The organism is Roseibium aggregatum, assembly GCF_014692675.1.
Classification (GTDB): domain Bacteria; phylum Pseudomonadota; class Alphaproteobacteria; order Rhizobiales; family Stappiaceae; genus Roseibium; species Roseibium aggregatum_C.
The window spans coordinates 45,063-68,357 of the sequence record NZ_JABFCZ010000023.1 but is presented as its reverse complement, the minus strand read 5'-3'; the positions used below and the strand labels follow the sequence as shown (position 1 = coordinate 68,357).

21 protein-coding genes are annotated in these 23,295 nt (G+C 60.8%); 4 read left to right on the top strand and 17 right to left on the bottom strand.

Translation table 11 applies throughout. The features are described 5' to 3' along the window. Positions 1-37: 37 nt before the first annotated feature. The 10 genes from HK439_RS19680 to HK439_RS19635 form a co-directional block, all read right to left on the bottom strand. Complete coding sequence (locus HK439_RS19680; protein ID WP_190293186.1) at positions 38-1,810, bottom strand: hydantoinase B/oxoprolinase family protein; 1,773 nt, start codon at positions 1,808-1,810, stop codon at positions 38-40. A gap of 18 nt (positions 1,811-1,828) precedes the next feature. Then, on the bottom strand, positions 1,829-3,919 hold the full coding sequence (locus tag HK439_RS19675) for a hydantoinase/oxoprolinase family protein (RefSeq protein WP_190293185.1): 2,091 nt from the start codon (positions 3,917-3,919) through the stop codon (positions 1,829-1,831). Positions 3,920-3,958: 39 nt separating this feature from the next. Then, positions 3,959-5,329 carry an amidase gene (locus HK439_RS19670; RefSeq protein WP_190293184.1) on the bottom strand — a complete coding sequence of 457 codons (1,371 nt, stop codon included), beginning with the start codon at positions 5,327-5,329 and terminating at the stop codon, positions 3,959-3,961. A 6-nt stretch (positions 5,330-5,335) separates the two neighbouring features. Further along, positions 5,336-6,445: an ABC transporter ATP-binding protein gene (locus HK439_RS19665; RefSeq protein WP_190293183.1), complete on the bottom strand. Its 1,110-nt coding sequence runs from the start codon at positions 6,443-6,445 to the stop codon at positions 5,336-5,338. Between the two features lie 84 nt (positions 6,446-6,529). Next, on the bottom strand, positions 6,530-7,741 hold the full coding sequence (locus tag HK439_RS19660) for an ABC transporter substrate-binding protein (protein WP_190293182.1): 1,212 nt from the start codon (positions 7,739-7,741) through the stop codon (positions 6,530-6,532). Positions 7,742-7,792: 51 nt separating this feature from the next. Beyond that, positions 7,793-8,545 carry an SDR family NAD(P)-dependent oxidoreductase gene (locus HK439_RS19655; RefSeq protein WP_190293181.1) on the bottom strand — a complete coding sequence of 251 codons (753 nt, stop codon included), beginning with the start codon at positions 8,543-8,545 and terminating at the stop codon, positions 7,793-7,795. A 14-nt stretch (positions 8,546-8,559) separates the two neighbouring features. Beyond that, positions 8,560-9,306, bottom strand: coding sequence for an SDR family NAD(P)-dependent oxidoreductase (locus HK439_RS19650; protein WP_190293180.1), 747 nt, complete (start codon positions 9,304-9,306; stop codon positions 8,560-8,562). Beyond that, on the bottom strand, positions 9,303-10,160 hold the full coding sequence (locus HK439_RS19645; protein ID WP_190293179.1) for an ABC transporter permease: 858 nt from the start codon (positions 10,158-10,160) through the stop codon (positions 9,303-9,305). Before HK439_RS19645 ends, HK439_RS19650 begins: the two co-directional genes overlap by 4 nt. A gap of 16 nt (positions 10,161-10,176) precedes the next feature. Then, positions 10,177-11,088 (bottom strand): ABC transporter permease, encoded by a 912-nt coding sequence (locus HK439_RS19640; protein ID WP_190293178.1) that lies wholly within the window; start codon positions 11,086-11,088, stop codon positions 10,177-10,179. After that, positions 11,088-12,194 carry an ABC transporter ATP-binding protein gene (locus HK439_RS19635; protein ID WP_235988031.1) on the bottom strand — a complete coding sequence of 369 codons (1,107 nt, stop codon included), beginning with the start codon at positions 12,192-12,194 and terminating at the stop codon, positions 11,088-11,090. Before HK439_RS19635 ends, HK439_RS19640 begins: the two co-directional genes overlap by 1 nt. Positions 12,195-12,417: 223 nt before the next feature. On the opposite strand from HK439_RS19635, the gene HK439_RS19630 reads away from it, so the two are divergent. Continuing rightward, positions 12,418-13,440: a GntR family transcriptional regulator gene (locus HK439_RS19630; RefSeq protein ID WP_190293176.1), complete on the top strand. Its 1,023-nt coding sequence runs from the start codon at positions 12,418-12,420 to the stop codon at positions 13,438-13,440. A 36-nt stretch (positions 13,441-13,476) separates the two neighbouring features. Here HK439_RS19630 and HK439_RS19625 read toward each other — a convergent pair whose 3' ends face one another. The 6 genes from HK439_RS19625 to HK439_RS19600 are packed head-to-tail and all read right to left on the bottom strand — an operon-like array spanning position 13,477 to position 18,990. Then, entirely contained in the window at positions 13,477-14,697 is a 1,221-nt protein-coding gene (locus tag HK439_RS19625; RefSeq protein WP_190293175.1) for an ABC transporter substrate-binding protein, read from the bottom strand. Then, the gene (locus tag HK439_RS19620; RefSeq protein ID WP_190293174.1) at positions 14,694-15,674 is read right to left on the bottom strand and encodes a biotin-dependent carboxyltransferase family protein; all 981 of its coding nucleotides are present in this window, start codon (positions 15,672-15,674) and stop codon (positions 14,694-14,696) included. Before HK439_RS19620 ends, HK439_RS19625 begins: the two co-directional genes overlap by 4 nt. Beyond that, entirely contained in the window at positions 15,664-16,539 is an 876-nt protein-coding gene (locus HK439_RS19615; RefSeq protein ID WP_190293173.1) for a 5-oxoprolinase subunit B family protein, read from the bottom strand. The genes HK439_RS19620 and HK439_RS19615 overlap by 11 nt, the downstream gene beginning before the upstream one ends. Positions 16,540-16,585: 46 nt before the next feature. Beyond that, positions 16,586-17,950, bottom strand: a complete 1,365-nt coding sequence (locus HK439_RS19610) for an acetyl-CoA carboxylase biotin carboxylase subunit (protein WP_190293172.1) — start codon at positions 17,948-17,950, stop codon at positions 16,586-16,588. 3 nt (positions 17,951-17,953) lie between these two features. Continuing rightward, positions 17,954-18,190, bottom strand: a complete 237-nt coding sequence (locus HK439_RS19605; protein WP_190293171.1) for an acetyl-CoA carboxylase — start codon at positions 18,188-18,190, stop codon at positions 17,954-17,956. 32 nt (positions 18,191-18,222) lie between these two features. Continuing rightward, positions 18,223-18,990, bottom strand: coding sequence for a 5-oxoprolinase subunit PxpA (locus HK439_RS19600; RefSeq protein ID WP_190293170.1), 768 nt, complete (start codon positions 18,988-18,990; stop codon positions 18,223-18,225). 324 nt (positions 18,991-19,314) lie between these two features. Here HK439_RS19600 and HK439_RS19595 point away from each other — a divergent pair, with 324 nt between their 5' ends. After that, positions 19,315-20,232: a LysR family transcriptional regulator gene (locus HK439_RS19595; RefSeq protein ID WP_190293169.1), complete on the top strand. Its 918-nt coding sequence runs from the start codon at positions 19,315-19,317 to the stop codon at positions 20,230-20,232. Between the two features lie 213 nt (positions 20,233-20,445). On the opposite strand, the gene HK439_RS19590 is transcribed toward HK439_RS19595, so the two are convergent. After that, positions 20,446-20,757 carry an NIPSNAP family protein gene (locus tag HK439_RS19590; RefSeq protein ID WP_190293168.1) on the bottom strand — a complete coding sequence of 104 codons (312 nt, stop codon included), beginning with the start codon at positions 20,755-20,757 and terminating at the stop codon, positions 20,446-20,448. A 185-nt stretch (positions 20,758-20,942) separates the two neighbouring features. On the opposite strand from HK439_RS19590, the gene HK439_RS19585 reads away from it, so the two are divergent. Both HK439_RS19585 and HK439_RS19580 read left to right on the top strand, forming a co-directional pair. After that, positions 20,943-21,629: a TetR/AcrR family transcriptional regulator gene (locus HK439_RS19585; RefSeq protein ID WP_190293167.1), complete on the top strand. Its 687-nt coding sequence runs from the start codon at positions 20,943-20,945 to the stop codon at positions 21,627-21,629. Positions 21,630-21,791: 162 nt separating this feature from the next. After that, positions 21,792-23,120, top strand: coding sequence for an extracellular solute-binding protein (locus HK439_RS19580; RefSeq protein ID WP_190293166.1), 1,329 nt, complete (start codon positions 21,792-21,794; stop codon positions 23,118-23,120). The last annotated feature ends 175 nt before the right edge of the window (positions 23,121-23,295 follow it).

Sequence of the window (23,295 nt, the reverse complement as noted above, 5' to 3'; positions counted from 1 at the left end):
GTCCTGCCCGCTTCCCTCTTCTTTTTTCAAGCTGCGCTCAGGCTGCTGCTTGAGCCCGCAACGCTTCGGTGGCAGCCAGATCGAGATCCCAGCCGTAGCCGTTATCGACTTCCTTCAGCACGACGCCATAGGCTTCCCTGGCGTGGTCGACGCCGATGAAGCCGTCGAGCACATCGTCGAGAACCTTGTGCGGATCGCGCTCCAGCGGATTGCCGTAGCCGCCGCCGGACGGCGAGAAGTAGCTGACGACGTCACCTGCTTCCGTGCGCAGGCCGGAGAATTTCGAATACTCCTGCCGAATATCGTCAGGGCGTTCGGCGTTGTAGATTTCCATCTTGCCGACAGCGCCTTCCTTGCCGCCGAACACGCCCCACGGCACGTCGAGATGACGGTCGGATTCATGGGTCATGTAGCCCGGCGTCAGGTAACGCTGGGATTTCACCACGCCGGAACCGCCGCGGAACTTGCCAGCGCCCGGAGGCACGTCGTCGCGCACTTCGTAACGGTCGCAAATCAGCGGCAGGTGCATGCCGAGGTCTTCCAGGGGATTGTTGCGCGTGTTGCGCATCAGTTCCTCGACCGTGTCCGGGCCGTCGGAGGCCGGGCGTCCGCCCATGGCCGCCTCGTTCACTTCCAGGAACACCCAGTATTCGCCATTCGGCCGCACGCCCGAATAGGCGGCGAACGAAAGAGTCGCCGCATTGCCCGCGGTACACTTGTCCGGCAGGACCGGCGACAGCGCCTTGATCACCAGATCGGACATGCGCTGGATCTGACAGAAGCGTGCCTCGGCCGCAGCCGGCATGATCGGGTTGAAGATACAGCCCTTCGGGGCGGTTACCTTGATCGGACGGAACGAGCCTTCGTTCTGGGGCACGTATTCCGTGGTCGTGTAGGTATCGAGCAACATCGCCCGGAAGACGAAAAACGCCGCCACCATGGTCGAGCCGTCAAAGGGCACGTTGAAGGCGGTCGGCACCTGCGGAGAGGAACCGGTCAGATCGATCTCGACACTGTCGCCGGTCACCCGGACGCAGACCTTGATCGGCAGGGTCTTGTCCCGGTTGCGGCCGTCGTCATCGAGGAAGCCTTCGGCGAAATATTCGCCGTCCGGAATCTTCGCGATTTCCCGGCGCATCATGCGCTCGGTATAGTCCATCAGCTGGCGAGTCGCCTGAAGGACGGTGTCCTTGCCGTAGGTCTTGAGCAATTCCTCAAACCGGCGCACGCCGAGTTCGGCCGAGGCGATCTGGGCTTCCAGGTCGCCCATCACAAGTCCAGGCACGCGGGTGTTGTCCCGGATGTATTTCCACAGATGCTCGTTGCGCTTGCCTTCCTCGTAGAGCTTGACGCCGTCGAGCAGCATGCCCTCCGCCCACACGTCAGGCACATCGATGATCAGGCCGGGCGTCGCCGCGCCGATATCGACGTGGTGCGCCGTGTTGGCGGAAAAGCCCACCAGCTCGCCCTCGAAGAACACAGGCATGACGATAGCGATGTCCGGCGAGTGGCTGGCGCCCTTGTAGGGGTGATTGTGGATCACACAGTCGCCGGGCTTCCAGGCATCGAGCGGCACGGTCTGTTCGATACCGCGCAGGTAGCCCGGCAGCGAACCGATATGCATCGGCGTGGAATCGGATTCGCACAGCGTGTTGTACTCCGTGTCGAAAAGGCCCGCGCCGAGATCCTGGCTTTCGCGGATAATCGACGAATAGCTCATGCGATAAAGCACATTGCCCATCTGCTCGGCGATGGAATGCAGGGCGCCGCCGACGACCTGTAGCGTGATCGGATCGAGTTCGGTTGTCATTGTTCGATCTCCTGAGTGTCAGTTGCGCGCGATGCGAAGGTCACCGTGACCGAGGACGGTCGCGGTATGGCCGGGAGGCACCAGCGTCGTGGAATTGTGCTGCGTGATCAAAGCCGGTCCGGTGATCGTGTCGTCGGCTTCGAGCTTCATCCGGTCGTAGCGCGGGGTGTCGACCGCAACGTCGTCGTCGAAGACGGTTTTGCGGGTGTAAAGCAGGGCAGCCTCGGGATTCGACCGGCCGCCTTTCGGCAGGTCGGGCAGGCGCAGTTGCTCGACGGCTGCATTGGCGACTACGCGGATTGTTACCGCCTCGGTCGTCTGATCGCGGAAGGCATGGCCGTATTGCTGTTTGTGGACATCGTAGAAATTGTCGATCACCACTTTCACGTTGTCGGCGGTCAGCGGACCGTCCGGCATGTCGGCGCGCAGCTCGAAGCCCTGTCCGACATAGCGGCATTCCATGACCTTCCGGAAGCGGCGCGCCTCCTTGGGAATACCGTCGGATTCAAGCTGGGCATCGGCTTCCGCGAGCAAGGCATCGGCAATGCTGTTGATACGCGCAAAGGTATCCGCGTCGGCGGTATTCAGGAACGCCAGGAGCGAACGGGTGTATTCGTACTGCAGGTCGGTCACCAGCAGGCCCATCGCCGCCGTGATGCCCGGCTGCAACGGTGAAATGACGTCCTTGGCGCCTATGATCTCGCCCAGCGCCACCGAATGGAGCGGCCCGGCACCGCCGAAGCCCATCAGGGTGAAGCTGCGGGGATCGATCCCCTTCGCGACCGAGTTGGCGTTGATGGCCAGCGCCATGTTGTTGTTGATCACCTTCAGAATGCCAAGCGCGGCCTCGGTAACCGAGAACCCCAGCGGCTTGGCGATGTTTTCCTCGATTGCCTTGTTCGCCAGCTCGGGATCGATGCTGATGTCGCCGCCCAGGAAATGCTCGGGATCGAGGCGTCCGAGCGCGACCTGCGCGTCGGTGACCGTCGGTTCCGTGCCGCCATTGCCATAGCAGGCCGGCCCCGGCGTCGCGCCGGCCGACCGCGGCCCCACACGGAACGCACCGCCTGCATCGATATAGGCGATGGAGCCGCCCCCCGCGCCGATGGCGTCGATGTCGATCATGGGAACCAGCACCGGCAGGCTTGCGACCTCCGTGTCGCGCGGGTTCTTGATCCGCAGTTCGCCGTCCTGGATCACGGAGATATCGGCGGAGGTTCCGCCAATGTCGATGGTGATCACGTTGCCGGTATAGCAGTGTCCGCCGGTCCAGCGCCCGCCGATCACACCGCCCGCCGGACCGGACAGCAACAGGCCGATCGGCCGCTCCGACGAATTCTCCACGGTCGAGATGCCGCCGTTCGACTGCATGATGCGAACGATGGCATTGACGCCGTTTTCCTTCAGCCGGTTTTCCAGGTTGGAGAGATAACGCGCCGTCTTGGGGCCGATATAGGCGTTCATCGCCGTCGAACTGAACCGCTCGTATTCGCGGATCACGTTGACCACTTCCGAGGACGCGCAAACATAGGCGTCCGGCATGACTTCCCGGACGATTTCCTTGGCCCGCTGTTCATGGGAGTCGTTGAGGAACGAGAACAGGAACGAAATGATGACGGCATCCAGCCCGCGCTTGGCGAAGAGTTTCGCGGCCTCGCGCACCTCGTCCTCGTCCAGGCCGACCTCCACCGATCCGTCCGGCGGCAGGATCCGCTCGGTGATCGGAATCCGGTTCCGGCGCTTGACCAGCGGCTTCGACTGCCAGGGAACGTCGAACTGGAGACTGAAATTGTGCGGCCGCTTGTGCCGGCCCATGTGCAGGATGTCGCGGAAGCCCCTGGTGGTCAGCATACCGACTTCGGCGCCGTTGCGTTCGATGACCATGTTGGTGGCAACCGTCGTGCCGTGAAACAGCATGTCGATATCGCCGGGCTCGACACCGGCGAGGCGGCATACCTGCAGCACGCCCTTGACCACGCCTTCGGACTGATCGTGAAGGGTGCTCGGCACCTTGGTGACGAAAACCTGCTGCTCGCCCGTATTTGCCAGGGACCGTTCCAGAACAATGTCCGTGAATGTCCCCCCGACGTCCACACCTACTCGTATCATCCTGTTATCCTTTGCAGTTCTTGTTCAGTGATTTCGTTGTCAGTTGGCTGCCATGAGTACGCGCTCGACTTCGAGCGCGGCTCCCAGCAGCCGCTCGTCGTCGTTGCCGATGGCGCACAGCAGGAAACTGGTCGGCATGCTGCCGGCATCCGTTCCGTTGGGGAGTGCAACACCGGGCAGATTGAAGAAGTTTCCAAGCATGGTGTTGCGCAGGGTTTTCAGGTTGATCCTGTGAAACAGCGCATCGTCCGCCTCCAGCGGCGCGATGGCCGGAGCGACATGAGGGGTCGTCGGCATGACCATGAATGCGCCGTCAAGACGGTCGCCGATGGCGGCCATTCCAGCGGCACGCACCCTGTTCAGCCTGATCAGGTCGGCGGCCGACATGGCCTTGCCGCGCTCGATGCGGGCCACGACACGCCGATCGATACGCCCCGCCTGCGGCCCGTCGACCAGGTCGCGGTGTTCCACATAGGCTTCCGCAGCGGTGATCGATCCGGCTTCTTCGGCAAGGCGCGCCGCTTCTGTGAATTCCGGCAAGGGGCCTCTGGTGAGGCGCGCTCCCGCGCGCTCCAGACGCGACAGACTGTTTTCGAAATTTTCGGCAACGGCAGGCTCGAGATCGTCGAGGACAACGGTCTCCGGAACGAAGATCCTGAGAGTCTCCGCCGGAATCCGCCTTACCGGCGTCGTCACCGCACCGCGAAGAACCATGTCGAGCAGGACGCAATCCTCAACGGAACGGGCCAGCGGCCCGACCGTGTCGAGTGTCTTCGACAGTGCGAAAACGCCTTTCGTGGGAATCCGGCCTTCGGAGGACTTGCAGCCGACCACTCCGTTGAATGCGGCCGGAATACGGATCGATCCGCCGGTATCCGTTCCGATTGCGCAGGGCGCGAGCCCGGAGGCGACCGCAACAGCTGACGCCGACGAAGACCCGCCCGGCGCTCGTGGTGTGACCGGATCGTGCGGGTTCAACGGCGTGCCGAAATGCGGATTCAGTCCGAGGCCCGAATAAGCGAACTCCGAAAGATTGACCTTGCCGAGGGCAATCATGCCCGCATTTGTCGCATTGGCCAGGACCGGGGCATCGTCGCTGGCAGGCGCCGCGTTGCGATAGATATCGGAGGCTGCCGTCGTGGTTTCACCCTTGAAGTCGACAAGGTCCTTCCACGCCATGGGGACACCGTCGAGCGGCGATGCCGGATTGCCGGCTTTCAGCCGCTTGAAAGCGGCCTCCGCCTCCCGAAGTGCCCGGTCCGCCGTCACATTCAGGAATACGGGAGATGTCTGCTGCCCGATCTTCTCCAGGCAGTGCTCGGTCAATCGGACCGGGTCGGCTTGTCCGGCCGCCAGCGCCCGGGCAATCGAAGCCGCTGATTGGCGCGCCAGGTGGTCAACGTCCTGCATCTCAAATCACGCAGCTTCCAGGACGACAGTCGCCCGCTCGGACTGCCAGCGCAGGTCGACCTGACCGCCAATTTCGATACCGCGTTGGCCGATCTTTTCCCGGTGGGTCTCTATGCGGATGCTCAGATCTTCATCGAGGCGGACCGTGACATAGACGAACTGGCCGACAGCATCGATCGCGCTCACCTGGCCGGACACGGTGTCGGTCTGCCCACCGTCCTGCGGCGCTCCGGCCGGCAGGATATCGACATATTCGGAAGGAGCCACAAGCAGAACCCTCGCATCGGTCGAGGCCGTCGACGTATCGAAGGACGGCACGCCGGAAAGCGTTCCGAAGCGGGTCCTGACCACCGCCCGGCCGTTTGCCGCCTCCGAGAGCTGGCCTTCGATGATCTTGTTGCGTCCGATGAAACGGGCGACGAAGGGCGATTTCGGCCGGGTGTAGAGATCGAACGGTGCTGATATCTGCTCCACCTTGCCGGAATTCATGACGACGACCCGGTCGCCCATGCTCAAGGCCTCCGACTGGGCATGGGTGACGAAAACGAAGGTGATGTTCAGCTCGCGCTGGAGAATCTTGAGTTCTTCCTGGATCGATTTGCGCAGGTTCGCGTCCAGGGCGCCCAGCGGTTCGTCGAGCAGGAGGATCTCCGGTTCCGTAACCAGGCCACGCGCAAGAGCCAGGCGCTGTTTCTGGCCGCCGGACAGGGAGCCTTCCTTGGCGTTGGCGATATCGCCGAGCTGCAGCTTGTCGATGATGGAATCCACACGCTTCTTCACGTCGGCTGAAGCGACCTTGCGGACGTGCAGCCCGAACTCGATGTTCTGGCGCACGGTCATATGCGGAAAGATCGCGTAATTCTGGAAAATCGTTGAGGTCGGACGCCGTTCCGTCGGTACCTGGGTGAAGTTCTGGCCGCGGATCAGGAGATCGCCGCCACTGATGCTTTCGAGCCCGGCAATCATCCGCAGGGTCGTCGTCTTGCCGCAACCCGACGGCCCGACGAAGGAGATGAACTCTCCCCGCTCGACCCTCAGATCGAAGCCTTCGACGGCAACAGTACCGCCGGGATAAACCTTGCGAAGCTTGACAAGCTCCAGGTCGTAATCGGCCATGACGAACCAATCCTCGAGAAAACAAAAATTACCGGAAGGAGCCCGGGAGGAAGACTTTCCTCCCGGGACAGGGGTCGTTTCAGGTCAGGCGCTCAGGAACTCGTCCCAACGCGCGATCAGGTGATCGTATTCGTCCGGCCACTGGTGCCAGTACGCCACGTGAGACGCACGCTCTTCGAGAGACCCGCCGTCGCGCAGGTCGCCTTCCTTGATGCCGCGTTCTTCCGGACCGACCCACGGCTTGCCCTCGTACCAGAAGGCATATTTGTCGGGATCCATGACGTCCTTGATCTTGGTGGTCGGCGAGTAGTAGCCCTGCTCGGACACGGTGATGGCCGGGGGACCGGAGAGCCAGTAGTCGGCATAGGCCTTGACCGCTTCCTCGTTCGGCGTGTTCGCGATCTCGGAAATACCGATGGCCCAGCCCCGGTAGCCTTCCTTCGGAACGGCATAGGAACACTGGATGCCCTGCGCCTTCACCGCCATCACGGCCGGCTGCCAGGCGTCGGCAAGGATCATTTCGCCGGAAGCCAGCAGGTTGACGAGTTCACCAAAGTCACCCCAAAGGGCGCGGAACTGACCATCCTTCTTCTTGGACACAAGGAACTTGGCCGCTTCATCGATTTCCTCGGCATTCGGATTGCCCGGGTTCTTGACGTCAAGCAGACCCAGCGAATTCATCGCCAGGATCGCCTGACCAAAGGCAATCAGGGGATCGACGTTGAGGCCGGTCTTGCCCTTGAATTTCTCGTCGAAGAGAGACGTCCAGGTGTTGGCTTCCTCGGCGCTGACCAGGTCCGGACGATAGCCGATGGAGTCGAAGTTGAAGACGGTCGGAACCATCCAGAGTTTCGTCTTGGCTTCGTCCGCCCAGATCTGTCCGGATATCTGGGCAGATGCCGGCAGCTTGGGATCCGTCTCGGTAAAGATCGGACGGATGCTGTCCCAGTTCTTCAGGTCGGCCGTATCGATCGGTTTGATCGTCTTCGTGACGGTCATCGCCGGCAGACGCTCGCCGATGGTTTCCCAGCAGTCGTAGGCGTCGGATCCGGACAGAAGTTCCGTCTGCGTGTTCGGGAAAATATCCGCCTTGCCGGAGACGGCGCCTACGCCGGATTTTGCCTTGAAGTCGTTCAGAATGCGTTCCTGCACCGTCACGGACAGGCCGACCGTGCGCAGTTCCTGGCTGGCCAGTTCCTGTGCCCGCAGCATGCCCGGACGCATGAAGGTCGCGGTTCCGGCGAGAGCGCCGGCCGATGCAAGGAAACGGCGGCGGTTTATGCTAAGTTGTCCCATGTCTGTTACCCTCTGTTTGGTATTTTCGAGACCACCTCCAGGCCGGCGCCTTCAGTAGCGTCCGACCAGCAATCCTCCATCAACGGTCACAACCTGACCGGTCAGGTACCGGGCTGCGTCCGAAGCGAGGAAAAGGATGACGTCGGCGATGTCTTCGGCTTCACCGACACGGCCCATCGGAATGAAGTCGGCGGCCTGCGCCAGACCTTCCGGGCCGAGAGAATGTTTTTCGGAAAGAGCTTGAGCGGTGCGGATATAGCCGGGCGCGACACCGTTGACCCTGAGGCCGGACGGCGCCAGTTCGACCGCAAGACCCCGAACCATACCTACAACGCCGGATTTCGCGGACGAGTACTGAACATGCTCGTCCCAGCCGTAGGCAACGCCCATGATCGACGACAGACAGACGACGGAACCGGTTCCCGCTGCGCGCATCTTGGGCGCGGCCGCGCGAATGACCCGGAACATTCCCTTGAGATCGACGTCGAACGTATGGTCCCATTTTTCGTCGCTCAGTTCATCGAGCGGCACCTTGTGAGCGATGCCGGCATTACAGACCACCGTATCGATCGCGCCGTAATTGGCTTCCACCATGGCAACGACCGCATTGGCGGCCTCCGTCGACGTCACATCGAGCGGATGGAACTCGGCCGTCCCGCCGGCCGCGGAGATTTCTTCGACGACCGACGCGCCTTCGTCCGGCAGGACGTCCGTCACGATCACGCGATAACCCGCCGCACCAAAGGCCTTTGCCGTCGCCCGACCGATCCCGATACCGGCTCCCGTGATCAAAACCGTCTTCATGCCGTTCTTCTCCTTCAAAGCATCACGTCGCCGGAATTCGGCCCAAGCGTCTGGCCGACGTAGATTTTCGCGTCATCGGAGGCGAGGAACGCGACCGTGGCGGCGACATCCTCAGGTTCTCCAAAACGTCCGAGTGGCAGCTCCGCCGCCTTCGCGGCCTGCCAGTCTTTCGAAAGGGCGCGCACCAGTTCGGTATTGATCGGACCAGGAGCGACGGCGTTAACGCGCACACCCTGCGCGCTGACTTCGCGCGCGAGCGACTTGGTCAGACCGATGATCCCGGCCTTCGCCGCGCTGTAATGGGTGAGTTCGATGCCGCCGATCTGGCCGAGCTGGGACGCGATATTGACGATCACGCCGTCACCGGCCTCCAGCATCGGACCGATGGCCCGCCGGCAGCCGATGAAACACCCGCGCAGGTGGACGGCGATCATGCGGTCCCAGTCGGCGAGGTCCAGTTCCGCCAGTCGGGCCTGGTGCACGATACCGGCGTTGTTCACCGCGAGCGTGCAGTGGCCCCAGGTGTCCTCGCAGAGCCGATAGGCCTGATCCACGTCCTGCGGGTTGCTGACGTCTCCGGGAGAAGCGATGGCTGTACCGCCTGCCTTTGAAATCAGGGCAACCGTTGCCTCGGCGCTTTCGGCCAGGAGATCATTGACGACAACTTTCGCGCCCTCTTCGGCCAGCCTCTGGGCAATTGCCCGTCCGATACCGGCCCCGGCACCCGTGACGACTGCCCGATGATGCTTGAGCCGGCTCATGCCACATCCTCCTGCAGGCCGGTCGCCCGCAGACGGGCCCGACGCACGGACATGCTCATCAGCACGCCGTAGATCGTGAGAAGCGCGAAGGAGAACAGCGTCGTCAGCACCCCGAAGGCAAAGAGGTTCGGGTGGATTTCGACCGCGAAGGTGCCGTAGATCGCAATCGGCATGGTCACCTCCCGGCCACCCGTGAAGAGGGTCCTGGGAAACTCGTCATAGCTGAGCGTGAACGCGAACAGCATGGCGGAGAGAACACCCGGGAAAATCATCGGGAACGTCACTTTCCGGAAGGTTCTTCCCGGAGGCACGCCAAGCGTCCAGGCGGCCTCCTCGATCGACTTGTCGAAGCGGTTGAAGATCGCGAGCATGACGAGGAAGGCGAAGGGATAGGTGTAGACCACGTGCAGGACGAAGGCGGTGCTCCACCAGTTGCGGTCGATACCGAACTGGTCGGCCACCAGGGCCATGCCGAGCCCCAGCAGAACCCCTGGTACCATCATGCCGAGGACCACCAGGTAAAAGACGAAGCCGGAGCCCTTGAACTGGCTGCGGAACGCCTGCGCCGTCAGAGTGCCGAGCACCGTGGAGACGACCATGGTCGCAAAGGCCAGCGTCAGCGAACGGGTCAGCGCCTCGCCGATCGGCAGGGGCGCCACGCGGGACGGCGGCGCGAAACCAAGCACGTGCTTGTACCAGAAGGTCGACCACTCGATGATCGGGAACTGCGGGCCGCCTTCCGGTCCCTGCTGGAAGCTGATGATCGCCATGACGACGAAGGGACCGTAGAGAAAGGCGAGGAACAGGGCCGTGTAGAGTGCGAGCAAAGTCCGGATGGCAGCATTCTGATTCATGGTTCCAGGATCTCCCTCACAGCTCGCGGCGCAGGTTCACAACCCGCAGCAGCGCGGTGATCACGGTCGCCATGACAACCGTCAGGACAACGCCGATCACGGCGGCGAACGCCCATTTGAGTGAACCGACCTGAGTGACGATGATATTGCCGAGCAGGTTGACCTTCCGGCCCGACAGAGCCGAAGCGGTGGCGAACTCGCCGAGCACCATGACCGAAACGAAAATGGCTCCAACGACGACCCCCGGCAGGCTCAGGGGAAAGGTAATCTTGCGGAAGATCGTCATCGGAGAGGCCCCGAGGTCGCGCGCGGCCTCGAACAGGCTGTCATCGATCCGCGCGAGCATGAAAGCGACCGGGCCGACCATGAACACGACATAGATCTGGACCATGCCGATGATCACCGACAGCTCGGTGAACAGAAGAACCTCGATCGGGTGATCGATAATGCCCAGGCCCTGCAGGACGATGTTGATCGCCCCTTCCTTGCCGAGCATCGGCCGCCAGGCCAGGACGCGGATCAGGAACGACGTCCAGAACGGAATGACACACGCAACCAGCAGGATCGTCTGGACGGTCTTGTTCCTCACGAACTGGCCGATATAGAGCGCGGTCGGGTAGCCGAAAAGAAAGGTCAGCAGGAGAACGGTCAACCAGATCCGCAAGGTTCTGAGCAGAGCCCCGAAATAGGTTTCGGATGCGAAGAATGTCGCCCAGGACTTGAGCGTCAGATCCGGCTTGATCGCGAAGGTCGTCTGCGTCCAGAAGCTGACATAGACCATCATGGCCAGCGGAACGATCAGGAACAGAACCATCCAGATCACCCCCGGCGCCAGCAGCAGCAGATGTCCGTGGCGCCGGAAAAAGCCGGACCCGTCCCTGGACGGGGCAGCGGAAGCAAGACGCGTATCGACGGCAGCCCCGTCCATTATGCGGCTCCTTTGAAGACAGTGGTTTCAAGAGCGGCGCCGGACGGGTCGAAGACCAGCGCATCGGAAAGGTTCCAGGAAAGCGAGCAGGCCTCGCCCCCCTTGTAGGTGACCGGATCGGAGTGGCTCAGATGCCGTTCCACCTCGAAGACGCCGCCATTCGGCATCCGGAAGATGTAAGCAAAGCGGCTGCCCAGGAATTCGCTCGCAATATAGGTCGCCTGAAGACCCGTGCGTCCGGGCCCCGGAACCGTGCCTGCGGCATTGATCTCGACGGCATCCTGGCGGATTGCGTAGAAGCCCGCTTCGCTGCCGCGGGCATATTCCGGCAGGGTCATGGCCTGACCGGCCGACTGGAATTCGCCGTCCCGGACCGCTCCTTCCAGAACGTTATAGGTGTTGACGAACCGCGCAACCCGGACGTCCGAAGGCATCGAGAAGATGACGTCCGGCCGGTCGGCCTGAACGATGCTTCCCTTGTCCAGAACAACCATCCGGTCGCCCATCGCCAGGGCTTCCGTTTCGTTTCCGGTCACGTGGAGGAATGTCACGCCGAGCGTTTCGCGGATCTTGCGCAGCTCCACGGTCATCCGTTCGCGCAGGTTTGCATCCAGCGCGCCGAGCGGTTCGTCGAGAAGACAGATCTTTGGGCGGGTCACGAGGGTTCGCGCAAGCGACACGCGCTGCTTCTGCCCACCGGATATCTGGCCGACCATGCGCGCTTCGAATCCGGTCAAACCGACCAGTTCCAGGGTTTCCGCGACCCGTCGTTTTACTTCCCCCTCATCTGTGACAGGATCGATCAGCCGGTACCGCAACCCGAAGGCAACGTTGTCCTCGACACTCATGTGCGGGAACAGGGCATAGTTCTGCTGAACAATTCCAAGCCCGCGCAAATGGGGAGGCCGATAGGTGACATCTTCACCGTTCAGATGTATCTGCCCGGCATCCGGCTTCTCCAGTCCACTGAGAAGGCGAAGCAAAGTTGTCTTTCCTGAGCCGGAGGGGCCCAGGAGCGTTAGGTACTCGTCTTCCCGGACGATCAGGAAAACGTCCCGGACTGCGGGAACGCCCTTATACGCTTTGGTGAGGCGGATTAGTTCCATCATGGAAGTGCGGGTCTCGATGTCTTGTTCATACGAAGGAACGTAACTATGAAATGTACTTTGTACCCAAAAGTCAAAGTGAAAACCGTATCAATCGGAAAAAAAGCCAATTAAGCTGCATATTTGAGCACAAAAGCCTTATTTTGCAGCAATTTTTTGCACTTCTGATTACAAAATACATTTATTCTTAAAGGGACAAAGCGCGGTGACACAAGGCAAGCGAATGGACAAGACCGAGAATGAAAACGCTGTCGTCTACGATAACGGCCGCCCTGAGCCGCGCTATCTGAAAATCAAGAATGCTCTTCAGAACGCCATTGAACAGGGCCTCCTCACCGACGGAACCGTGCTGACCGAAGATCCGGTCGCGCGCCTGTTCGGCACCAGCCGCACGCCTGTCCGAACGGCCTTGAACGAACTACAGCAGCAAGGCCTCCTGTCGCGCTTCGAGGGGCGCGGCTTTCTCGTGGGGCCGGACTCTGCCGCCGAGCCGCAACGAATCGCCCTGACACATGAAACGCTCGGTCTTTCGGCGGATCAGCCGATCAAACCCCGCCCCGGCACGGCGGAACGGATCGCGAAGGATTTCGAGAGCAACATTTCCCTTGCTCTCCCGTTCGGCCTGTTCCTCATCAACGAACAGGCGGTCGCCGACCACTACGACGTCAGCCGTACGGTCGTTCGCGAGTTGCTATCCCGGTTTCAGGACCGGGGCCTTGTCCGCAAGGATTTGAGGTCACACTGGATCGTCGGTCCGCTCACAGCACGGGACATCGCAAACTACTTCGCCGTGCGCAGCAAGCTCGAACCACTGGCGTTGCTTGACAGCGCACCGGTGACGAAGCCGCGCATTATCGAGGCGATGTGGACACGAACCAGCGAAGCCCTCAAGTCCGGGCAGCGTCTGAACAGCGCGACGATCGAGGAACTGGAAACCGACATCCATATTCGTCTCCTTGAGAAATCACCGAACACACATCTGCTCCGCATGATCCGGCAAAGCCAGATCGCGCTGGTAGTCAACAGCGTGTTCGCGCATGTGATCGGTTCCCGGCCTTTCGTCGTCGGGCTCCAGGAGCATGCAATTGTTCTGGAATTCATCAAGCGCGGCTCCTATGCGGCCGCGGCCGATGCTCTGGAGCAGCATCTGAGGCTTTCTGCGGAACGCACCCGCCAGCGCCTCATGGCCATGTCGGTGTTTCCGGAACCGGACTTGCCTGCCTATCTGAAGCCGCTGAAACACTGAAATAAGGGAAAACCTCCCGCAACCGGGTCGGAAAATTCAGCCTTGTCCATCCAGAGAATGGTCCCAGCGGCGAACGAGATAATTGTGCTCGTTCATAACGGCATCCCAGACCGCCACACGTGACATTCTCTGCTGGTAGGATCCGCCCTCGCGTCTCGAGCCGCGGCTGAAGATCACGGACCCGTCCTGACCGCGGATGTCCTCGGCCGCAGGTTTTCCCTCGTACCAGAAATCCCATTCCGCGTCGTCGAGATAGGGGCGAACCGCATCCGGATTTGCCATGTAGGCTCCGCACCTTGCCATGATTGCGCCGGGGCGCCCCTCAAGCCACCAGTTCAGATAGTCGTAGGCCGCGTCCTTGAGCCACTTGTCGACATGGACCGACAGGGCAAGACCGCCGAACCAGCCGCGATACCCTTCCTGGGGCGTGACCATGGAGACTTCCTTGCCCATGGACCGCAACCTCGTGACACCCGACCACCATAGTGACCCGATGATAGGTCCCTCTTCCATCATTGCTTCGATGGCTTCGTCCTCATCGCTCCAGAACCGCTTGAAATGTCCCTTCTCGCGGTAGGCCCTGAGTTTTGCGATCAGGGAATCGATCTCCTCAAGGGTCAGATCGCCGAGGTCCCGTGTCTGCAGTTCTCCCCGCGCTTCCAGGGCGAGAAGCATATCGAGACTGCCGATCGCCGCGTCTGCTTGCAGGACAACCCGGCCCGACCAGGCGGGATCCAGTAGCGCAGCCCAGCTCGTCACGGATTCCGCCTCCGCACCGATTACCGCGAAACTGTCCGCATTATGCACCGTCGGAACCATCGAGATACGCTCGGACGCCATGTCTCCCAGCGATCCGTCCAACTGAACGAACAGACGTTTGGCCGGATCGCCGCCGCGCGCGCGGCTGAACTCCGGTTTCAGTCTACCCGTCTTTGGAAGGGCGTTGATCTCGTCCCACCTGTGAATGCGGTTGATGTCGATATACTGGATCGACCCGGTCGGCCAGATCAGGTCGATGTCGTGGAACCACTGGTCGTAGACATCGAAACTTTCGGGATGGAGGGCGCCGCGACGCTGCGCTTCCGTGCCGTCCAAGGTGATGAGTTCGAGTTCCAGCCCGAGATCTTCCTCGGCCGCCGCCTTGATCGCAGGAAGCTGCGTGACGGACGTACCGAGCACCCGGAGCGCCGGACGGCGGCGCTTCACCGCCGGCGCCGAAACCGGCTTGTCGCTCAGGGCTGGACCCAATTCATTCATCCACCGGCAAGCTCCGTACGTATTCTGCCCATTGCAGCTTTGCGGTCGGCGCGGGCCGCAAGTGCGGCCTCCATGTCAACAGGAACAAACTTGACTGGCATATGAGGTTGCAGTTGCCCGATCAAGTCCATATCGGCAGAAATGACGGTGCCGATCATGAAGTAACCGCCACCGGAAACGGCATCCCTGTGCAGAACGATCGGCTCGGTCCCTCCCGGAACCTGGATCGACCCGTAAGGATAACAGCTGTCCACGATATTGGACGGATCGGATCCGGCGCCAAAGGGCTGCTCGCGTTCGACGAATTCCAGCGGCCGCCCTCCCTTGAAACGATAGCCCATCCGGTCGGCTTCCGGCGCAACCATCCATTCGTCCTCGAAAAACCCCTTCTGCGCGGCCTCCGTAATGCGGTGCCAGTACAGGCCCGGCAGCACGCGCAACTCCGTCGGCGTGCCGGTCTTCCGGCGCAGGGACTCGGGCACCGATGTGCCCGCCTGGACCGTGTTCTTGGGCGTTCCGACCGGCAGTTCATCACCCGCAGCCACTGCCCGACCGTCAACACCGCCGAGCGCGCCGATGGCATATGTGGACCGGGAGCCCAGATAAGGCTGTGTCACGATGCCGCCGGAAACTGCGATATAGATCCGTGCCCCTGAAGTCAGGAAGCCGAAGGAAAGTTTCTGACCGGCCTTGACAGCAAGGGCCGTCCAACAGGGCTTTTCTTCGCCGTCGATCCTGACCGGAATTTCACCGCCGGTCACGGCGATCGTGGCGTCGGCGGTAAACTCCAGTTCCGGCCCGACGAACACCGCTTCGAGCGCCGCGGCGTCCTCTTCGTTTCCGACCAGAAGATTGGCCGACCTCAAAGCCATGCGATCCATCGCACCGCCCATCGGAATGCCGAGATGGAAGTAGCCCGGCCGGCCCAGATCCTGAATGGTGGTCAAAAGCCCCGACTTTAGAACCTTAAGCGCCATAGAGAGCCTCCATCAGCTTGCGGTTGGTGCCATCGATGTCCGCGTTGAAGGTTTCCAGGTCGAATTCGACCTCCGCCATGCGCGGTGTGAAGGTTCCTGCCTCCACCTCCGCACAGATCCGGTCATATTCGTCCCTGTCGATCGGGTTCCACTTGACGATGTCGCCGGGCTTGAAGAACACCATGAAGTCCTTGAGGTAATTGACTTCCTGTGTCGGGTCGTAGATCGGCATGGGCGTGATGCCGAACATCTGGTACCCGCCGGCGCCGCGCACCGAATAGATGCAGGAGAAGCATCCGCCGTATCCGACGGTCAGTTTCGGCGTGTCGGTCCTTGGGCGCAGGTATTTCGGCACCTGCAATTGCCGCTCCCGCTCGACCAGCTGATAGAGGAACGGCAGGCCGGACACGAACCCCACCATCGAAACGAACCAGGGGCTCGAATGGTGCGCGACGATGAAGTCTTCCGCCGTCTCGTATCCGTTGACGCGCGCCGCATAGTCCAGATCGGTCCCGGAGGGATCCTGGTGCCGGTCGCGGAAGCGCATGAGTGTCTCATGGGTCCAGGGATCGTTGTAATAGACCGGGATTTCGACAATCCGGGTGCTGATCCGCTTCTCTGCGGTCTCCGCGGCACTTTCCAGCGACTTCAGCCTGGCCAGCAGGTCCTCCGGCGCAATCACGTCCGGGTCGTACTTGATCTGAAACGACGCGTTCGCCGGACAGATTTCGGTGACGCCTTCAATGGCGCTGTCGCGCACCGCGTTGGTAATCGAAAGGCTTTTGAAGAAGGCGTCCAGGGACATTTCCTCATCGACTTCGACGAAGATATGTTCGTCTCCGCCGTATGAATAGCGTGTCTTCATCGCGTGTCACTCCTTGCCCCGGGGGCGGCGGTTGGGCACGCCGCGCTCAGGCGGCCTTGATGGCATTCGTTTCCAGCCATGCCTCGAGAAACTTGGTGGTTGTGTTGTCGGCCTGAACATCGGGGTCGTCGGCCAGCGCCCGGTAAAGAGGCAGCGTGGTCTTCAGACCCTCGATCTCCATTTCCGCCAGGGCCTCGCGCAATTTCTGCAGAGCCTCCTCGCGGCTGGAGCCGTGAACGATCAGCTTGCCGATCAGGGAATCGTAGAAGGGCGGTATCGCATAGCCCTCGTAGAGCATCGTGTCGAAACGAACATTCTCCGGAACCCGCATCTTCTGCGCCACTCCGGGGAAGGGCATGAAATTGCTTGCCGGATCCTCCGCATTGACCCGGACCTCGATGGCATGACCGGACAGTGCGATCCCGGATTGCTCGAACCGCAGCGGTTCGCCAAAGGCGATGCGGATCATTTCGGCAACCAGATCGGCCCCGGTCACCATTTCCGTCACCGGATGCTCTACCTGGATCCGGGTGTTCATTTCCATGAAGTAGAACGCGTCCCGTTCCGGGTCGTAAAGATATTCAAGGGTCCCGGCGCCGCGGTACCCGACGGCTTCCGCCAACCTGACCGAGACGGCGCAGATCCTCTCCCGCGTTGCCTGCGGCAGACAAGCGGCGGGCGCTTCTTCCCAGACCTTCTGACGCCGCCGTTGAAGCGAACACTCGCGCTCGAAAAGGTGCACCGCCGACTGTCCGTCGCCGAGGATCTGGACCTCTACATGCCGGGCATGGGCAATCATGCGCTCCAGATAGAGGCCTCCATCCCCAAAGGCCGCCTCGGCTTCGGATCGCGCCTGGGGCACGAGACGTTTGAGATCATCGTCGTTATCGGCAACACGGATGCCGCGCCCGCCACCGCCTGCAGCCGCCTTGATCATCAACGGATAACCGATTCCCTTGGCAGCCTCGATTGCGTCCTCTACCGTCTCGACCCGTCCGTCGCTGCCGGGCGCTATCGGGACGCCGGCGGCTTCTGCCGCCTCGCGCGCCTTGGCCTTGTCCCCCATCCGGGCGATCGTCTCGGCGGATGGCCCCACGAAGATCATGCCGGCAGCTTCAACCGCCGCCGCAAATTCGGCGTTTTCGCTCAAAAAACCGTAGCCGGGATGTACCGCATCCGCCCCGGCGGATTTTGCGGCTTCGACGACACGGACGATATCCAGGTAGGACTTGGTTGCATGCGGCGGACCGATCTCTACTGCCTGGTCGGCAAGGCGCACGGCCAGCATGTCGCCGTCGGCTTCGGAATATCCCTGGGCAACGGTCATGCCGAGCGATTTCGCAGCGCGGTTGATACGCACGGCGATTTCACCCCGGTTGGCAATGAACAGCTTGCGACCCGAGAGATCCATCGATCAGTCCATTTCCGCCAGGACGACACCTACGGTGATCGGCTGTTCGTTTTCCGCCACGAAACGCACATTGGTTCCGGCTTCTTCGGCCACGACTTCGTGAAACGATTTCATCACCTCGACAAGCCCGACAACGGTCCCGGCCTCGACCGACCCGCCGTCCTCGACGAAAGGCGGCTGGTCCGGCGCCGGACGGCGATAAAAAATGCCAGGCAAGGGGGAGCGGATCTGTTTTGCCATAGTTCGGATTACCTCTGTCCGGTCTTTGAATGTCAGCGGCCTGGAGCCGCAATTTTCACGCCGTTTGAAATCAGCGCTTCGCGCACGGCGGTCCCGATTGCCAAAGCTCCCGGCGTATCGGAATGGAAGCAGATCGACTCGAACTCGATCTCGATGTCGTCGCCGTCAACCGTCTTCACTTTGCCCTCCAGGCAGGCGCGAACGCATTTTTCCGCAACCTGTTCCGGATCGAGCCGGCGCATCTTGCGCGCAAAGACGATAGAGCCGCTCCGGTCATAATCCCGGTCCGCGTAAAACTCGCGCACAACCGGCTGCCCGGCCTCACGGGCGATCCGGTAGGTTTCGGAAATGTCCATGCAATAAAGGTAGAGTTCCGGGCCCGTACGCTGGAGAGCCTCAACAAGAATACGGGAGAGCTCCGCATCCGCCGCAGCCGTCATGTAGAGCGCGCCATGAGGTTTCACATGCTGGAGCGGAATACCGTATCGCCGTCCGAATTCGCGCAAAGCTCCGGTCTGATACAGGATATCGTTGACGAGTTCATCCGGGTTTGCCGCAATCGCCCGCCGGCCAAACCCCTGAAGGTCGTTATATGCGGGATGCGCGCCCAGCCCGACGCCGAATTCACCGACCATGCGCACGACGGAGTCCATGAGATTCGGATCGCCTGCGTGAAACCCGGTCGCCACATTGGCCGAGCTGATGATTGGCATAAGCATTTCGTCAGGCGCGTCGCCATAGGACCAGTGGCCGAAGCCTTCGCCCATATCGCAGTTTAGATCGACCGATTTGAGCGGCATCCTGATGCATCTCCATCTGGCCCGAAGGCACTCCGGTATCGGAAAACCCCGTGTCTTCCGTTTCTGGGTGGCGTCAGGTCCGTCAGATGGACACACGCAAGACGCCCGGCAGGGAAATTGCCGCATATTTTTTGGAGATTAAAAAGTTCATTTTTTTGGAGGCCGACAATCTATTTTTCCGATATTGGCTCGTGCGATTTCATTCTATTTAACTGGTTTTTCTACCTTTTCTAATTATGCCACTTGAATATGCATGTACGATATTTTTGCATTATCTGTTTTTCTGATATTAATGAACCAAGAATTCAAAAACATCGAGTGGTTATGTCCTTCAATCTTCGCCATCTGAAATATTTCATTGCAACGGCCGAGCTCGGGCAGGTAAGCCGCGCTGCGATCGAGTTGTCGATCTCACAATCGGCGGTTACCACAGCGATCAAGGAACTGGAAAAGACGCTGGGTGCAGACCTGTTCGTACGCTCCACCAGCGGTGTCGAACTGACCGATATCGGTCGCCGATTCCTGAGTTCCAGCTATGAAATCCTGTCAAAAGTCGAAGAAGCGCTCCTCATACCGGCTTCACCGAGGATTGCCGGAGCGCTTTCAGTCGCCGCATCCTATACCGTGATCGGCTACTTCCTGCCCGCCCATATGGAGAGGCTGTCCCGCACCTTACCCGGCCTAGAGCTTCGCATCCATGAAATGACCCGTGAAACGATCGAGGAGGGATTGATCGCCGGCCGGTTCGATATTGGGGTCGCTCTGACCTCCAACATCACAAATCCGGAAATCGCATCGGAAACGCTCATCAGCTCCACAAGGCGCCTATGGACCCCTTCCCACCACAAGCTCACCGAGCGGGAAAAGGTCACTTTCGACGACGTCGCCAACGAGCCTTACGTCATGTTGACGGTTGACGAAGCGGCCCATACCACCATGCGTTACTGGTCCAAGACGCCTTTCCAGCCACGGGTCAGGCTGAGGACATCTTCGATCGAAGCCGTGCGCAGCCTGGTGGCCAACGGCCACGGCATCACCATTCTTTCGGATATGGTGTACCGACCATGGTCCCTGGAAGGCAGACGGTTGGAAACCGTCGATCTGGACGTGCGAATTCCGCCGATGGAGGTCGGACTCGTCTGGCGGAAGGATGTCGAGTTCACGCCGGCAATGGCCGCTTTCCGGGATTATTTCCGCACGCAGGTCCGAATATCGCAGACAACCAGCCACCGTGTCGCCTGACGGTACACCTGCAGCAGTCTTCACCTTGGGGGCGCACTTTGTTGGACCTAACTCTTCTTTTTTAGGACGGTGCGGTCACGCACACTTACGCGACCGACCTGCCCCGCCCGAATGCCCCTCATCCGAGCGACATCCTGCGAAATCGACAGCAGCCTCCCCGAGAGACGCAGGCACCCGGGAAGTCAAACAATCCGACCGTTGAACGATCCTTGCCTAATTCGCAGGCGAAAACGCAGTTGGAAGCAGGAAGCGGCTCTCCTGGTGGACCAGGAACGGAAGGATTTTCGGCACGAAAGCCTGCCAACCCGGATCGGCGCCAAGCTTTACGCGCTGTGCAGTGCGGTGACCGAAATCCTCATAGGCCCAGATGAAGACAACCGAATTCAACGTGCCGGACTCCGTTGTCCAGCAGCCGATCAGCTTCGCATACCGGGTGATGATGCCGAGCCCTTCGGCCTCATAGATTTTCAGGAACTCGCCGGCGCGTCCTGCGGTGATCTGATACACGCGCTGCTCATAGATCATGTCGAAACCTGCCAGTCTCTCGTGGTTATGTGTTGGGGAGAGTCCGTATCCCATTTGCGACAATGACTCGTGTTCATAAATTCGTCAATTGACGACTTATTGCACTATTTTTGTGCGCTTCGCCGGTTTCATGGTATTCAGGCACAAGGAATCGGAACGAAAAGACGTCCGGGAAAGAGGATAGTGTGAAGGCAAAATCCACCAGCCTGCGGGGAAGCCAGCGCGGAAACGAACAGGCGGGCACGGCCAAGAAGAAATCCAAGCGCCTGCCTTACGCCGAACGCCGGGCCCAGATCCTGGAAAAGGCAACGGAACTCTTCGCCGAGTACGGACTGACCGCTCAAACGCGTGCGCTGGCCGCGGAATGCGGGATTTCGCAACGCCTGCTCTACAGGTTTTTCCCCACTAAGGAAGACCTGCTCAAGGAAGTCTACGACACCCGGATCATCGGCCCGTTCCAAGCCGTCTGGTTCGCTGAACTCAGCGACCGCAGCCGGCCGATGAGTGAGCGGCTGAACAAGTTTTACAAGGACTATCTGGACACGGTTCTTGGCCGACGCTGGCTTCGGCTGTTTCTCTATTCGTCGCTCGCCGAAGCCGACATGGCGCCGAATTACATCTCCTCGATCATTACCAAGCTGACCGAGACCATCGTCCAGGAAACAGCGCATGAGAAGGGGATTGCGCTGAATATGGACCCCGAGGCGATCCACGAAATCGGCTGGACCATTCATGGGTCCATTTCCCACTACGCCATCCGCCGGCACATTTATCACGCAAGCCAGGTCGTTTCGCAGGACATGGTCGTGGCTACCCATGTCAGCGTCTTCCTTAACGGCTTCGACGCAATGGTTTCACAACTCGACAGCTGAGCCTCCCCGACGGCACTCCCCGCCGATGGCGACCGCCATGCGCAAAGTCGTCAATTGACGACTTATGAATTCGCTGCTAGCGTTTCAGAATGAGACCGGAAAGGTCTCTCTTGCTCGTGAGCCGAAAACGCGCCGCGACGGCCATGCAAAGGGGAACATGAAATGAAGAACCGTTTCGAAGGCGTCATCGGAAGACGCGACTTCTTGAAGACCACGGCCATGGCCGGGGCAGCAGCCTTGACGATGCCGGGCATGAAGGCGTTTGCCGCCGGCAACGCCATCAATTTCCAGACCTGGTCGGCAGCGGTCGACCTGGTGAAAAGCCATGTGGCCGCGTTCGAAAAGACCTCCGGTCTTTCCGTCGAATATGCCAACTCGCCCTGGGCGCAGTACCGGGACGCCATGGTGACCAAATTCGTCGGCACCGCACCGATGGACGTCATGTGGGTGTCCGATGCCTGGCTGCCGGAATGGGCCGAAGCCGGCTGGATCTCGCCGGTCGACGAATTCGACAGCCTGATGGCCTATAACGCCGATGCGGAAACCTTCTGCACCGACTCCATGACCTACAAGGGCCGGCAGTATGGCCTGACCTACTACACCGACTTCATGGGTTTCATCTATGACGCCGACAAGGTCGCCGCTGCCGGCTTCTCCGCTCCTCCGAAGAGCTGGGACGAAGTCGTCGAGCAATCCCTCGTCATGAAGGAAAAGGGTATTTCCGACTTCCCGATGATGCTGGCGATGGCCAAGGAAAGCTGGCTGATCGAGTTCATGTCCGCGATGGTCTTCTCCCACGGCGGTCGCTTCACCAACGATGAAGGCGGTTCGATCATGCAGGACGAAAAGAACGGCGCCCTGTCGGCTCTGCAATGGGTGGTCGATGCGGTCAACAAGCACAAGGTCGTCTCGCCGGGCTGCGTCGAAACCGGTGAACTGTCCGGTCTGAAGGCGTTTGCCTCCGGCAACCATGCCTTCGCGCTTCTGCCCAAGTACCGCCTGGCCATGCTCAACGATCCTGCCCAGTCCCAGATCGCCGGCCGCGCGAAACAGGCCCTGATGCCCATGGGCGCAAACGGATCGCATGCGACGGTCGGCTGGATGCGCTTCCACGGCATGGCGACCCAGGCCGCGGCCGACAAGGCACGGGCGGACAACGCCGCAAAGCTCATCGAATGGTTCGGCGGCAAGTCCGACGGCGCCTATACCTTCCAGAAGCTGCTCTTCCTCGACATCGGCGCCGGCTTCGGCGTGAAGCCCCTGTTCGAAGACGCGGACATCCGGGCCAAATACAACACATACGCCGACGTGGCGATCATCCAGGAACAGCAGGCTCTCGCCCGGAAGAAGGATGTCGTGACGCCGTGGTTCGGGGACTGGAACGAAGTCAATGGCGCTTCGTGGCAATCCGCAATCCTCGGCAATGTCTCGCCTGCGGACGCTCTCAAGAAGTCCGGCGAAGAGTGGGACGACCTCAAGTCCCAGGCCTAAAAATAAAAAGGTGTCGGGGCAGAACTGTGCATGTCCCGACTTCCCCTGGAGCGCGATCCGCAAAACTGCAGCCGGTTTTGAGCCCGGATCGCGCTCCTTCCTTTTCAAATAAACGCCATCGACACAGCTTCATCGCGAACGCAATCCGCTCGCCGGACGGCAACAGAACAGCGCA